This window comes from Dermabacter sp. (assembly GCF_032550575.1).
Classification (GTDB): Bacteria; Actinomycetota; Actinomycetes; order Actinomycetales; family Dermabacteraceae; genus Dermabacter; species Dermabacter hominis.
The window spans coordinates 103,659-116,386 of the sequence record NZ_JAWFZC010000001.1; the positions used below are offsets into that span (position 1 = coordinate 103,659).

The window sequence follows — 12,728 nt, forward strand, 5'->3', positions numbered from 1 at the left end:
GACCTCGGGGCTTAACGCTACCGCGAAAAGTGAAGGCCCCGGGTTTCCCCGGGGCCTTCTGTTGCTCCCCCAATTGGACTTGAACCAATAACCCTTCGATTAACAGTCGAATGCTCTGCCGATTGAGCTATGGGGGATCGACTCGAAATACATTAGCAGCGCCCCGGCCTATCTCGCCAATTCAGAGGCTCAATCTGGCGCAGATGTGCCAAAGGCCACGCTCATGGCGCTCGGGCCGCGTCAACTTTTCTTCCGAGGCATGAACCGGCGATAATGGAACCCATACGCGGGCCCGTAGCTCAGTCGGTTAGAGCACCGGACTCATAATCCGTCGGTCGCGGGTTCAAGCCCCGCCGGGCCTACCATATGCCTAGGTCACACCGTGTTTTTGGGCCTATTTTCGTTCTAGTTTTTCACGGACAAAGTGGCGATTTCCCGTTTATTGTCCGTTTTGGTTCTGCCTGCAACGCCTCCAAGGCGCGTTGGGGTACGCCGTGGGTGGAGTAGTGGCGCTCGGCCACTTGGATGGTGTTCCCCATGAGGGATTCACGATCCATTCGTGAAAGGCCTGACTCTTCTAACCCGCGCTCAACAATGCGGCGGAAAGTATGTGAACTCATCTCTGGGTGCCCGGCATCGGATAGTGTGCGTCTAAGTGACCGGGTGAGGGCGCGGGGGTCGGGGATGCTACCGGTTCGAGCCGTGGCGGAGACAAACTCCATTTCGGCATCTGTTGCCCCAGGCCTCATGCGCAGTGAAAGCTGCCGTTTGAGCACTTCGCACGCTTGCTGCGTGAGCGGGATAGAGCGGTAGGAGAGCTTCGACTTCAGCCGAGGCTCCCATCGACGCTCGCCATCTTCTGTATGGATCTGGCCGCGCAGGTGGATCGCTGGCGGGTCAGTTTTAAGATCGACGTCTTGCCAGCGCAGCCCGGCGATTTCTCCGATACGGCAGCCGGTTTGGAGAAGCAGCATGATGGCGTCAGAGGAGTTATTACCTTGGGCGCGCGGGTCATTCATCACCGTATCCATGAGGGGCGCGATTTCCTCATCGGTGTAGGCGCGGTCTTTATGAACCACCTGCGGGTTTTTGCTGACTGCGCCGTCGCGGGGAAGGCGTAGCCGGTCAAGTGGTGAAGGTGGCGGGGTGTCGGTTACATCGCCATCGGCGATCTCCCATAGTTTTCGCCAGATTGTCAGGACGTGCTTGCGCTCGCCCGTCAGCCCTTCGCGACCAAGGCGCAGCAGCTCGTCGGTGAGCTGGTTTCTCGTGATGTCGTCGATCTTGAGGTCGGCGAGCGGGCTATTGAGTGCGTAGGTTTTTGCTGTGTAGCGATATTTCGTTCTCGTGGCGCTGGAGCGTTCGCGCTCGAGAACACCTGCGTCGATTCCATCAAGGTAGCGCTGCGCGTACTCACCGAGGGGCTGTCGAGAAGAGCGCTCCTCGATTTCTCGCGCAAGCTTCTCTTCTGCCTCGCGCATTTTGAGCTTGATCCGGTGTTCGATCGCGCCTTTCGTAGGGCCCGAGACCATGAACCGGACATCTCTGCCGTTGCTGAGTTTTGCGCGCGCTCTAGCCCGACGCGGAAGAGAGGAAGGCTTGACCCCTTGAGCTTCGCCTCCTCCTCAATGACCCATTTCCCTTCGAGCTTCACCTGGTGCGAGATGGTTCCGATTTCTCCGGGCGCGAGGGACTGGCGTGGTATGGCTGTACTCCAGGTGGATCAAGGCGAGGTCGCTCTTAGTCTCTCACCACGAGAAGGCTTCTAGCCCTTGGCGGTACACAAAATTGCATCGGCCAGTTTGAAAGGAAGCGTCATGGGATACCGCAAAAACCGCGACAGTAACGGAAAGCGTCGCTGTCCAAGCGGCAAAGTTATCTACGGATCGCGTGGCGAGGTGCAAAAAGCGCTCGACAACGGGCGATGGGTTGGCAAGTCTGGCCTGCACAAACACCCCCAGGAAGCCTATTCCTGCAAACAGCGCAAGCGGTGGCACCTGACGAGCATGACGCCGGAGCAGTCTCAGGCGTGGCTTGAGCGCCAGCGGCGTAAGCGTGAAAGGGAAAACCGTCGGCTTGATTTAGCTTTGGAGCGCTAGAACCCCTGGAAGGCCGGAGGTTGTGAAGCGTCCTGGATTTAGTTCTTACCTCAGCTAAGGAAGGATTGAACTATGCCTAGAAGGTATTCCGTCGAGTTCAAGGAGAAGGCGGTCCATCAGATCATCGAAATGGTCCGCTTGGAGTCTTGCTCACTGCAACGCGCCTACACGGAGGTTGGTGAGCTCCTTGGAGTATCTCACCACACGTTGCGGGCTTGGTACCGTGACAGCGCTTCAGTACGTGATGACTCTGACGCTTCAGGCGGCGAGACAATGGAAGAAGAGCTCAAGCGTCTGCGCCGTGAAAACCGCGAGTTGAAACGAGCAAACGGGATTCTTAAGACTGCTTCGGTTTTTTCGCAGCGGAACTCGACCGACCCACGACCAAATGATCTCCTACATCGACACGTATAAAGATCAGTTTGGGGTCGAGGCCATCTGCCGAGTCCTTAAACAAGCAGATCGTGGATTCATTACTGGCTCTTCAGAGCTGAGTGTGGGCGCGCCGGTGGTGCGGGGTAGCTGGAGGTAGGCGTCGAGGTCCCCGATGATGAGCGGACTCTTACCTCTGCTCGCACCAAGGACCTCGACAATGCTGAACTCTACGTGCGCTACACCCTCATCTGGGAAGAGCCTCTTAAGGTCGTGGAGGTTGGAGGTCTGACGGTGGGTGGGCTTGGATGCCTCGAGCCCGGGGCGCTCGACGCGCCAAAGTCCGCGGCCGCCGGCCTGGATCGCTCACAGGTCACCGGAGCGGACGAGTGCGTAGGGCTGGGAGCGGCCAATGGACATGATGGTCTGCACGCCCTCCAGCGTCATGAAGAGGGGCGTGGCGGTCACCGGCTCTCTGGAGGGCCTGATTACTCGGGGATCTCGCTGAGTTGGGCCTCAATCCGATCCAACCGCTCGGTGATGTTGCTTAGGTGCTCCACGATGAGTTGGTTCGAACCATCGATCGCCGTCGCTGTTTCGCGTCGTGCGCTGGTGACGGTGCCTACCACCCAGACGGTAAGAACAACGAAGATCGCGAGTGGTATTGCGGCGGCGAGGATGACAACAAATACGGTAGTGGTAAGTGTCATGAAGATTCCCTTTCCTATTCTTGATTAATCAGGCGCACAATGTGGTCTGGAGTTATTTCAAGCTGAAACGGAGCGACCCAGTAGTGTTTCCTCACTCGGCTCTCTCCGAGCTGTTCCAGGCCGCTCTCGATGAGTCGAGCAGCTTCCAAGCGGTTGAGGTGCTGGTAGAGCAGTGGCCGAGACATCCCGAGTCGGCGGGCCAGCTCACTGACATGGGTCGACTCCGTCTCTAGAGAGGCGATAATTCGCAACCGAGGCTCACTTCCGAGAGCACTGAGTATCTGAGCGAGCCGTGCTGCGTCCATTACCCCTCCGGATCGTAATCGAACGATGTCAGGTGTAAGTATATGCTTACAGTCAGCGGTGCGCAAGTTCTGCCGGGTCTGGCGGAGACGCTGGCTGCTCACCCGGGGTGGCCGGTCGGACTGCGGGCCGGCCTGCACCGCCGGCGAGTACGGGAGGGGTCGACCTCATGGGGTCGCCTCCTCCTTGCGCGCGACGAGCTGCGAAGTCTCCTGGGGCCTGACCCTTGTTCGACTCTTCACCGTTGCGGTGGGGAGTGAGGGGTTCGGCGGGTTGAGCGGCGGGTAGGGGTCGAGGTCCCCGAGGATCAGGAGCGACCAAGCTGCCCGATTTGTTCGCGAGGACCTCGACGTGTCTCACGCTACGGGGTGCGCCGACGCGCGCACGACCACCAATCCCTGCGCTCGCTGCGATCTTCTGTTCGGGCTCGATGGCGTTCGAGTCGAGCGGGTTGATCGCGACCCGATCACCACGCGGGTGACGGTCTCGACGCCCTGGCAGCTGGCGTGCTGCCCGGACTGCGGGGTCGTCGCGCTCAGCCGCGGCCGGCGGGTGCGGGTGCTGCGCGACGTGCCGCACGGCGACGTTCGGGTCCAGATCGTCTGGCGGTAACGACGTTGGCGCTGCGGCGAGGTCGAGTGCCCGCGGGGGACGTTCGCCGAGCAGGTCCCGACCCTGGTCGCCGCTCGCGGCGTCCTGACCCGCCGCGCGGTGTGGTGGGCAGTCGGACAGCTGCGCCGCGAGCACGCCACGATCGCTGGGCTCGCCCGCCGGTTGGGGGTCGGCTGGGCGACGCTGTGGCGCGCGGTCAAGCCCGAGCTCGAATGTCTGGCCGGTGACCCGACCAGGTTCGCCGGTGTGACGTCCCTGGGGGTCGATGAGCACATCTGGCACTACGGTGACGTGCGTGAGCGCGGCCCGAAGGAGTTGACCGGGATGGTCGACCTGCCCCGTGACCAGGCCGGACGCGTGCACGCCCGGCTCCTGGACTTGGTGCCCGGCCGCTCGAAGAAGGCCTACACCGACTGGCTGCTCAACCGCGGCGTCGACTTCCGCGCGCGGATCGAGGTCGCTGCCCTGGACCCGTTCGGTGGCTACAAGTCCGCGATCGACGCCGAGCTCGCCGACGCCACCGCCGTCCTGGACGCGTTCCACGTCGTCAAGCTCGGCACGCAGGTCGTCGACGAGGTACGCCGCCGAGTCCAGCAGGACACCACCGGGCACCGCGGCCGCAAGGGCGACCCCCTGTTCGGAATCCAGACCATCCTGCGCGCCGGCGCCGAGAACCTCACCGACCGCCAGCTCGCCCGCCTCGAGACCGCGATCTTGGCCGATCCCGCCCACGAGGAGGTCTACGTCGCCTGGCGCTGCGTCCAAGACCTCCGAGCCGCCTACCGCGCGAAGGACACGACCAAGGGCCGTCGCCGCGCCGAGAAGATCCTGGACGCGTTCCACACCTGCCCGATCCCCGAGGTCGCCCGCCTGGGACGCACCCTGCGCCGCTGGCGGCAGGCGTTCTTGGCCTACTTCGACACCGACCGCGCGAACAACGGCGGCGCCGAGGCCGTCAACGGCATCATCGAGCTGCACCGGCGCCTCGCCCGCGGCTACCGCAACCGCGACAACTACCGCCTCCGCGTGCTCCTCGTCGCCGGCGGACTGATCACCTGATCCCTATCGGAACGGCGAAGAGCCTCATTACTTCACGCGGCTACCGCAAAGCCCCTACATGCACTCCCAGTGCAAGGGCCTTAACCGATAGCCTTCTCATCCCAGAGATTCAGCGTGTGCATGCGCAGAGTTTCTCGGTTTACGGCATCCGCAAGATGTGGCACGCGATGAACCGTGAAGGCTTCCATATCGGCCGCGACAAGACCGCACGACTGATGAAGCTCGCAGGTGTTTGTGGCCGCAGGCGTGGACGAACCCCTGTGACAACGATTAGCACGAAGACACCGGATCATCGCCCAGACCTTGTACAGCGAGACTTCCGTGCACAAGCGCCAGGCAGGCTTTGGGTTGCCGACACTACCTATGTTCACACCCTGTCAGGGTTCGCCTACACCGCGCTTTGTCGTGGATGTCTACAGCCGAAAAATTGTTGGTGTTGCTACACGCTCGACGATGCGTACCGATGCGCTGCCCATGGAGGCTTTGGAGCATGCGTTAACGACTGCAGGGCGAATTCATGAAAACCAGTTAATTCACCACAGTGATCGGGGCAGCCAGTACGCGTCACTGACGTATTCCACCGCGCTAGCGGAATCCGGAATCCGTCCGAGTGTGGGAACAGTCGGCGATTCCTATGACAATGCTCTAGCCGAAACAGTCAACGGCCTCTGCAAGGCGGAACTGATTCATTCCCAAGGCCCGTGGACGTCAGTGGGGGAAGTCGAGCTGGCCACCTTGCGGTGGGTGCATTGGTGGAACACCAAGCGTCGTCACGAAGCATTGGACTACGCCACCCCACAGGAAGTAGAAACCGAGTACTATCTCACCCAGCCCATCAACACAGGGCCGTAAAAGAAGCGGAACCAAACCCAGGACGCTTCAATCGGGAGCGTACACGAGACCCTTGTTGATGAGGTTGGCACGGGCGGGGTCTTTTGGAACACTGCCGCTACGTCAGAGCCCGAAGACTCCGCCGCTGACGAGGATCACGATGCCGAGGCCGATGAGAACGATGGGAAAGAGGATGTCCTCCCAGCGTTCGAGCACTTCCGCGATCGGGGGGCGGGTGGCGACGAACTTTGCCAGGGCCACCAGGACCGCAACGAGCGCGAGGAAGACGATGCAGTAGGCGACTACTGCGAGAGGTTCCACGCTAAGGAATACAGGGGTGTAGACACCGATGTTGTCGCCGCCATTGGCAAAAGTGACGCCTGCGACTGTCCAAACGCCGACCTTCTTGCCGGCAACCTTGGCCTCGTCATCATCGTCGTCATCGTCTCCGCGCCAGGCCTGCCATGCGGCCCAGAGGCCGAGGCCCAGCGGGATGAGACCAAAGTATGGAATGACTGCCGGAGGCAGAAATGCTCCGGCACCGATGGTCACAAGGATCGCGGCACCGAGGATGCCGGCAAATCCGAGGTACTGGCCGGCCAAAATGCGGGCGGTGGTGCCGCTCTGGCGTGCCCCTCGTGCGAAGAAGAGGGCGAGCACGATGATGTCGTCGATGTTGGTAGCTGCGAACAGGCCTATCGCCTGCAAGACCGTAGTGAGGTTCATGCGCCCACCCCAGCTACGTTGCATTCGGGAAGTGCGCAGGCGGGGTCGATGCACGGGGCGTCTTCGTCTACTGCCAAGGTGGCATCGACCAATGTAGTCAGCGCCTGCGCCAAGTGTGGATCGGCGATCTCGTATCGTGTCCGACGACCCTCGGGCTCGGAGACGACGATCCCACAATCGCGCAAGCATGCCAGGTGGTTGGACACGTTCGAGCGTGTCAGGTCCAGATCTCGGGATAGTTCCGCCGGGTAAGCGGGATGGTCGAGCAGGGCCAAGATGATCCGGGATCGAGTAGGGTCGGCCAGTGCACGACCCAGGCGGTTCATTACGTCGAGGCGCGAAGCAATAGTCAGCATTCACTGAACTATACAGCGAGCACTGAATTAGTTAAGTTCCGGGTAGCGGTGCAGCTGTGTGTGCTGCTCAAGTGACAGTGGAAGGAGAAGAGATGGCAGAGATTCCGGCAAAGTTGCAAAAACAGCGTCGCCAGTTCGAGATTCAAGTTGCGCACGAGCCTGGCGTAGTTCGGGAGATCGGTTTTCAGGCCCCAAGCAATGATACGAACGGGACAAAACTCGATGGCCTCATCATCTTGAACCGGGAAGGCTCGAACAAACTTATCTACCTCATCCGCAGCCTCGATTCGATTCCCGTTTGCAGCGGGGACACCTCGGGGTTCGACGACGGTTCGCGCCGCCAAGGAGAACCTTGCCGGATGGATTGCCGAGAGGGACAACGAGGGAGACAACACTGGCGACGGTGCATACTTGGTTGAACCACGCTCGTTTCTGATGATCGGCCCATGTGCGATTTGTGCCGCGCCCAAGGCAACCGAATTGGCTCGAAGTTCCGTAGCTTTGAAAGTTTCCGCTCGAACCGCAAGTCACCGGAGGTGCTCACCTTTGACGAGCTTGTCGAGCGTTCACGGTGGAGCGTGGAGCTTGCCGAGAGGCAGGAAGAGGCGGAAGCGGAATTTCCTGACTTCCCGTTCTAAGGAGCGCTTCTGCTCATGTCAAATAATTGACTTCTGTCGTGTAACCGGAGTCGGAACCCGGTGTGACCGGGGTGTAGCCACGAACCCGGTACAACTGGTCGGGGAGTTTACTGAAAGCTCCCACCGGGGGAATAGGGGTTTCGTACGGGATCCATCGGTACTCCTCAAAACTAAAGAAATCTGCTCGCTTAAAGCATTTTGCTGCACGGGGTTATGCGCCCTCGTATTTCGGGCTCGGTCTCGGTCTCGGGTGGGTGGCGTGTGCATGGTTCGGGTTATATGCCCACTCAAGGAAAGCCGGTCATGGACGCTAAGACCCTCACGCCCGCCAAACGCCTTAGCCGCTTCGCTGTTATCGCGGCGGTGATCTTTGCAGCCCTCACACTTGTCATTACTCCGGCGCGGGCGCTTGCCCACGGTGAAGGTGTGCTCCAGATCGGCAACGAAGCGCTCACGGGCGAGGGCATGGTGGCCGTTGGTGAAAGCACGCCGGTGCTTCGAGGGTCAGATGGGTTGGTCGTCTTGGCAGATGGGACGTTTGATTCGTCCACTTCGACGACCTCAAAGTGCTATGGCAACGTGAGCAGTCAAAACAGGTTCGTGCCGGTGATCCGGTGGACATCCAATAACGCGATCGGGAAGTTCCAAACGAAGCCGCCGAGCGGGTTTTTCGAGGACACTCAAAACACGATCGACTCTGCTTTCAACATGGCCTCGATGATCCCCGCGCTCGTTGGTATACCTGCGCAAATGCGATGTATGCGATTTTGGTTGACTCACACACGGGCATATCCGTCGGTCGCGGGTTCAAGCCCCGCCGGGCCTACGCAAAGCCCTCGCATGCAGCACAAACGGGGCCCGACAACCGTTGGACTCCGTTTGTACGTGTGCGACCGAGCGCGTCGATTACGCGCTTGCGAACACGACCGACATGTCGTGGCCGCCGAAGCCGAAGGCGTTGTTGATCGCCGCGATGTCACCACTCGGGAGCTCGCGCGGCTTGCCGTTTGCGACGTCCATCGAGACGCCTTCGTCGAGATTTTCGATGTTGATCGTGGGCGGCGCCACCCGATTGTGGAGGGCGAGAATGGTGAAGATTGATTCAACAGCGCCCGCGCCGCCGAGGAGGTGGCCCGTCATCGACTTCGTCGACGTGACGACGACCTGATCGGTTTCACCCTCAAGAGCGATTGAGATGGACTCGAGTTCGTTGAGGTCGCCGAGCGGGGTCGAGGTGCCGTGCGTGTTGACGTGAACGATGTCGCGTGCGGTAAGGCCAGCGTCGGTGAGGGATTCGCGGATCGCGCGAGCTTGGCCTTCGGTGCTCGGGGCGGAAATGTGGTGGGCGTCGGAAGCCATGCCGCGCCCAGCGAGGTAGGCGTAGATATGCGCACCGCGGGCTTTGGCGTGTTCCTCAGTCTCGATGACCATGATTCCGGCGCCTTCGCCGAGCACGAAGCCGTCGCGATCACGGTCGTACGGGCGAGAGGCGGTCTCGGGCGAATCATTGCGGGTGGAGAGAGCGCGAATGTTCGCGAAGCCCGCGAGGGGAAGCGGATGCACGCAACCTTCGGTGCCGCCAACAATGGCGATATCGGCGCGGCCGCTGCGCACGAAGTCGAGGCCGTGCGCGAGTGCCTCGGCGCCAGATGCACACGCGGAAACGGGCGTGTGCGCGCCTGCCTTCGCTCCGAACTCGATCTCGATGTGAGCGGCGGCGGAGTTCGCCATGAGCATGGGGACCGTGAACGGATTCACGCGGCGCGCACCGCGTTCTTTCACGGTGTCCCACTGGTCGAGGATCGTCCACACGCCACCGATGCCGGTACCGACCACAACGCCAAGGCGCAGAGGATCGACTTCGGGGTTGCCTGCGTCCTTCCAGGCCTCACGTGCGGCAATTATCGCGTACTGGCCGTTGGGGTCGAGCTTTTTAGCTTCTGGCTTCGATAGGTAGTCGAGGGGATCGCCCGCAACCGTGCACGCGAAGTCGACGGCGAGTCCGTAGCGCTCGGCCCAATCGTTCTCGAGTGTGTGGGCGGTCGATTGTCCCGCAAGGGCGGCGTTCCAGGAGCTTTCAATGTCGACTCCAAGCGGGTTGAACGTGCCTAGGCCGGTAACAACTACGCGAGGGCTCTCGCTCATGGGTTCTCCTTGCGGGCGTGATGGAAAAGGGCGAAAAGATTAAAGTGCGCGCCCGCCGCTAACGGGCGAGCGCGCACCGGCAACAATCAGGCCTGAGCGTTCTGGATGAACTTGACGGCGTCGCCAACGGTCACGAGGTTCTTGACCTCTTCGTCGGGGATGCGCACGTCGAACTTCTCCTCAGCGTTCACGACGATGGTCATCATCGAGATCGAGTCGATGTCGAGGTCGTCGGTGAAGGACTTGTCGAGCTGAACGTCAGCGGTCTCAACACCGGTTTCCTCGTTTACGATCTCGGCGAGGCCAGCGAGGATGTCTTCTTCGGTGTGTGCCATGAGGCTCTCCTTTGTGCTTTACGAATTAAATCAGCGGCATAAGCCTACAGGCATAAACCTGAAGGTTCTGGTTCCGACGGTTGCAAGTTTGACGTGTGTCTCGCTCTGCTCGATCGCGGCTCGCCCTGCGCTCGGGCGCATGAGATCGTCCCGCGGGGTAGGTCCGGACCGGGCAAGCGAAGCACACCCTACGGCAAGACGACGATCTGGCACGCGTACGCGAGGCCGGCACCAAAACCAATCTGCACGCACACGTCACCGGACTTCGCCTGGCCCTCGTCGAGGAGACGATGCACGGCGAGCGGAACAGATGCGGCAGAAGTGTTGCCGGTATCAGCGATGTCGCGGCCGATGACGACGCTCTCGGGAAGCTTGAGCTGTTTAGCGAGCTCATCGATGATGCGCATGTTCGCCTGGTGAGGGACGAAAACGTCGATGTCGTCGACGGTGAGCCCCGCTTCATCAAGAGCTTTACGGACAATCTCGGCGGTGTGCCACACGGCCCAGCGGAACACGGTGCGGCCATCCTGCTCGAGAGTCGGAAAACCGAGCTCCGGCTGGTCGCGGTACTCGAGAAGCGAGTGCGTCATGCGGATCGTGTCCCAATGCTCGCCGTCGCTACCCCAGATAGTGGGGCCGATCTTCGGTTCGTCGCTAGCGGCAACGATCGCAGCACCCGCCCCGTCGCCAAGGAGGAACGAGATCGAGCGGTCGGTGGGGGAGATGAGATCTGAGAGCTTCTCTGCGCCCACGATGAGCACGTTCGTTGCGGCGCTCGAGCGCACGAGAGCGTCGGCTTGGCCGACCGCGTAGCAGAAGCCTGCACACGCCGCCGAAATATCGTAGGCGACTGCATCCTCAATCCCGAGCCGGGCCGCGAGAAGAGTTGCCGCAGAAGGCGTTTGATATTCAAACGAAATCGTCGAGACGATGACCGCGTCAATGGCCGAAGCGTCGAGACCCGACTTTTCGATTGCTTCTCGCGAGGCCTCTTCGGCGAGGTCGATGACGTGAATGCCTTCGCTCGCACGCTTGCGGGTCACAATGCCCGTGCGGCGGCGGATCCATTCGTCGGACGAGTCGATAGGGCCTGCGATGTCATCGTTCGTGACAACGAGGTCGCCGCGTGCGGCGCCGTAGGCGAGAATCTGTGAGCCCGCAACGGGCTTCGAGGGGCGAAGAGTGACCACCGAACCTATGCCTCCTTCGGGGTCTGGCCGGCATGCTCGCGCACGAAATCGCGCGCGGCATCGAGCTGATCGGGAGTATTGAGATCGAACCGAGCGATCGACTTTGCGTCCCGCTTGACGAGACCGGTGAGGGTGCCTGCAGGTGCAAGTTCGAGGATGCCGGTGACACCCTCGGCCTCAAACGTGCGCATGCACGCGAGCCAATCGACGGTATGGGCGACTTGCGTGACGAGCGACTCGAGGAACGCCTGACCGTCGTGGACGACGGCGCCATCGGCGTTCGAGACCACGGGAATCTGGGGGGTGCGCACCGAGTAGTCGCTTACTCGAGTGGCGAGCGCTTCTCGCGCGCTTTCCATGAAAGGGGAGTGGAACGCGCCGGCCACCTGCAGCGGGATTACGCGAGCCTTTGCCGGCGGATTTTCCTTGAGGCTCTCGAGCTGCGCGAGCGAGCCGGCTGCGACGACCTGAGCCGCTCCGTTGATGTTTGCGGGAACGGCACCGGCGGCTTCGATCTTCGCGAAAACGTCCTCGCGCAGACCGCCCACGACTGCCGCCATCCCGGTTTCTTCTGCCGCGGCGGCTTCTGCCATGGCCCGCGAACGATCACGGACGAACTCCATCGCGTCCGTCTCCGTGAGGGTCCCGCTCAGACCAGCCGCGGCAACCTCACCGACCGAGTGCCCCGCGTAAAAATCGGGGCGCGGCATGTCGAGCGCGCCGAAAAGTACGCTGTGCACGATCAGGCTCGAGGCAACGAGAAGCGGCTGGGCAATCGCCGTGTCACGTATCGTGTCGGCATCCGACACGGTCCCGTGCTTCACAATGTCGACGCCAGCGGCTTCGCCGAGGGAGCCCGCATATTCCGCGACGCTATCGATGTCCAGCCACGGGGCGAGAAACCCCGGTTTCTGAGCGCCCTGGCCGGGCGATGCAATGACGAGCACGCCACTGTCCTTTCACACTGTCGAACGAGAGGAGGCCGCTTCCGTGCGGAGCGCGGCCTCGAACATCGCGAGGGAGACGTCGGCCCCAACCCCCGATGAAACTGCCAGGCGCGCGGCATGCGCAAGAGCCTCTTGAAGCGAGCGTTCCACCTCGCCCCAGGGTTTTATGCGCGTGCCCCGGCGCCCATCGGTTTCCACAATACCTGCCGCCGCAAGTGACTTAATGGCCTTCGCCGCCGTGTTCGGTGCGACGTGGCAGACTTCCGCGAGTGCACGGACGGAGGGCAACTTCTCACCCGGGGCGAGAGTGCCCTCCGCCGCGGCATTCGCGATTGAATCATGGAGCTGCGCGGCGGCGTTCGGCGCGGACGCGTCGACTCGGAGCCACGGCAGTTCAGCGACCAT

The 12,728-nt window shown here is 61.6% G+C and carries 13 protein-coding genes, 2 tRNA genes and 3 pseudogenes; 7 read left to right on the plus strand and 11 right to left on the minus strand.

The annotated features are described in order from the left end of the window. Positions 1-64 precede the first annotated feature (64 nt). Positions 65-137 (minus strand) — tRNA-Asn (locus tag E6X30_RS00500). Positions 138-288: 151 nt separating this feature from the next. Here E6X30_RS00500 and E6X30_RS00505 point away from each other — a divergent pair. Then, a tRNA-Ile gene (locus E6X30_RS00505) sits at positions 289-365 on the plus strand. 48 nt (positions 366-413) lie between these two features. On the opposite strand, the gene xerC is transcribed toward E6X30_RS00505, so the two are convergent. Beyond that, complete coding sequence (xerC, locus tag E6X30_RS00510) at positions 414-1,532, minus strand: site-specific integrase (RefSeq protein ID WP_316335520.1); 1,119 nt, start codon at positions 1,530-1,532, stop codon at positions 414-416. A gap of 285 nt (positions 1,533-1,817) precedes the next feature. Here xerC and E6X30_RS00515 point away from each other — a divergent pair, with 285 nt between their 5' ends. Together E6X30_RS00515 and E6X30_RS00520 are read left to right on the plus strand one after the other, a co-directional pair. After that, on the plus strand, positions 1,818-2,099 hold the full coding sequence (locus E6X30_RS00515; RefSeq protein WP_316335521.1) for a hypothetical protein: 282 nt from the start codon (positions 1,818-1,820) through the stop codon (positions 2,097-2,099). Positions 2,100-2,171: 72 nt separating this feature from the next. Next, positions 2,172-2,616: pseudogene (locus E6X30_RS00520) on the plus strand (transposase); the annotation flags it as partial. A 343-nt stretch (positions 2,617-2,959) separates the two neighbouring features. Here E6X30_RS00520 and E6X30_RS00525 read toward each other — a convergent pair. Further along, positions 2,960-3,181, minus strand: coding sequence for a hypothetical protein (locus E6X30_RS00525; protein WP_016664486.1), 222 nt, complete (start codon positions 3,179-3,181; stop codon positions 2,960-2,962). A gap of 14 nt (positions 3,182-3,195) precedes the next feature. After that, positions 3,196-3,486 (minus strand): ArsR family transcriptional regulator, encoded by a 291-nt coding sequence (locus E6X30_RS00530; RefSeq protein WP_016664487.1) that lies wholly within the window; start codon positions 3,484-3,486, stop codon positions 3,196-3,198. Positions 3,487-3,835: 349 nt separating this feature from the next. Between E6X30_RS00530 and E6X30_RS00535 the strand changes: the two are divergent. After that, positions 3,836-5,155: pseudogene (locus E6X30_RS00535) on the plus strand (ISL3 family transposase). A 17-nt stretch (positions 5,156-5,172) separates the two neighbouring features. After that, positions 5,173-6,007: pseudogene (locus tag E6X30_RS00540) on the plus strand (IS3 family transposase); the annotation flags it as partial. Between the two features lie 102 nt (positions 6,008-6,109). Here E6X30_RS00540 and E6X30_RS00545 read toward each other — a convergent pair. Then, on the minus strand, positions 6,110-6,712 hold the full coding sequence (locus E6X30_RS00545; RefSeq protein WP_316335522.1) for a cadmium resistance transporter: 603 nt from the start codon (positions 6,710-6,712) through the stop codon (positions 6,110-6,112). Further along, complete coding sequence (locus tag E6X30_RS00550; protein ID WP_316335523.1) at positions 6,709-7,068, minus strand: metalloregulator ArsR/SmtB family transcription factor; 360 nt, start codon at positions 7,066-7,068, stop codon at positions 6,709-6,711. The genes E6X30_RS00545 and E6X30_RS00550 overlap by 4 nt, the downstream gene beginning before the upstream one ends. Before the next feature lie 92 nt (positions 7,069-7,160). Here E6X30_RS00550 and E6X30_RS00555 point away from each other — a divergent pair, with 92 nt between their 5' ends. Next, positions 7,161-7,487, plus strand: coding sequence for a hypothetical protein (locus tag E6X30_RS00555; RefSeq protein ID WP_016664491.1), 327 nt, complete (start codon positions 7,161-7,163; stop codon positions 7,485-7,487). Between the two features lie 27 nt (positions 7,488-7,514). Next, complete coding sequence (locus tag E6X30_RS00560; protein WP_016664492.1) at positions 7,515-7,706, plus strand: hypothetical protein; 192 nt, start codon at positions 7,515-7,517, stop codon at positions 7,704-7,706. A gap of 906 nt (positions 7,707-8,612) precedes the next feature. Here the strand turns inward: E6X30_RS00560 and E6X30_RS00565 are convergent. The 5 genes from E6X30_RS00565 to E6X30_RS00585 form a co-directional block, all read right to left on the minus strand. Continuing rightward, entirely contained in the window at positions 8,613-9,851 is a 1,239-nt protein-coding gene (locus E6X30_RS00565) for a beta-ketoacyl synthase (RefSeq protein ID WP_016664494.1), read from the minus strand. A gap of 86 nt (positions 9,852-9,937) precedes the next feature. Continuing rightward, complete coding sequence (locus tag E6X30_RS00570; protein WP_016664495.1) at positions 9,938-10,186, minus strand: acyl carrier protein; 249 nt, start codon at positions 10,184-10,186, stop codon at positions 9,938-9,940. A 188-nt stretch (positions 10,187-10,374) separates the two neighbouring features. Further along, the gene (locus E6X30_RS00575) at positions 10,375-11,376 is read right to left on the minus strand and encodes a beta-ketoacyl-ACP synthase III (RefSeq protein ID WP_016664496.1); all 1,002 of its coding nucleotides are present in this window, start codon (positions 11,374-11,376) and stop codon (positions 10,375-10,377) included. A 5-nt stretch (positions 11,377-11,381) separates the two neighbouring features. Then, a complete protein-coding gene (locus E6X30_RS00580) occupies positions 11,382-12,323 on the minus strand; it encodes an ACP S-malonyltransferase (RefSeq protein WP_016664497.1) in 942 nt (313 codons plus the stop codon). Positions 12,324-12,335: 12 nt separating this feature from the next. Then, on the minus strand, positions 12,336-12,728 hold the full coding sequence (locus E6X30_RS00585; RefSeq protein ID WP_016664498.1) for a GntR family transcriptional regulator: 393 nt from the start codon (positions 12,726-12,728) through the stop codon (positions 12,336-12,338).

What these genes read in the sequence shown, in the direction of transcription:
- xerC (WP_316335520.1), bottom strand. Translation starts at nt 1,532, where the DNA reads ATGGTCTCGGGCCCTACGAAAGGCGCGATCGAACACCGGATCAAGCTC.
- E6X30_RS00515 (WP_316335521.1), top strand. Translation starts at nt 1,818, where the DNA reads ATGGGATACCGCAAAAACCGCGACAGTAACGGAAAGCGTCGCTGTCCA.
- E6X30_RS00525 (WP_016664486.1), bottom strand. Translation starts at nt 3,181, where the DNA reads ATGACACTTACCACTACCGTATTTGTTGTCATCCTCGCCGCCGCAATA.
- E6X30_RS00530 (WP_016664487.1), bottom strand. Translation starts at nt 3,486, where the DNA reads ATGGACGCAGCACGGCTCGCTCAGATACTCAGTGCTCTCGGAAGTGAG.
- E6X30_RS00545 (WP_316335522.1), bottom strand. Translation starts at nt 6,712, where the DNA reads ATGAACCTCACTACGGTCTTGCAGGCGATAGGCCTGTTCGCAGCTACC.
- E6X30_RS00550 (WP_316335523.1), bottom strand. Translation starts at nt 7,068, where the DNA reads ATGCTGACTATTGCTTCGCGCCTCGACGTAATGAACCGCCTGGGTCGT.
- E6X30_RS00555 (WP_016664491.1), top strand. Translation starts at nt 7,161, where the DNA reads ATGGCAGAGATTCCGGCAAAGTTGCAAAAACAGCGTCGCCAGTTCGAG.
- E6X30_RS00560 (WP_016664492.1), top strand. Translation starts at nt 7,515, where the DNA reads ATGTGCGATTTGTGCCGCGCCCAAGGCAACCGAATTGGCTCGAAGTTC.
- E6X30_RS00565 (WP_016664494.1), bottom strand. Translation starts at nt 9,851, where the DNA reads ATGAGCGAGAGCCCTCGCGTAGTTGTTACCGGCCTAGGCACGTTCAAC.
- E6X30_RS00570 (WP_016664495.1), bottom strand. Translation starts at nt 10,186, where the DNA reads ATGGCACACACCGAAGAAGACATCCTCGCTGGCCTCGCCGAGATCGTA.
- E6X30_RS00585 (WP_016664498.1), bottom strand. Translation starts at nt 12,728, where the DNA reads ATGGTCGCTGAACTGCCGTGGCTCCGAGTCGACGCGTCCGCGCCGAAC.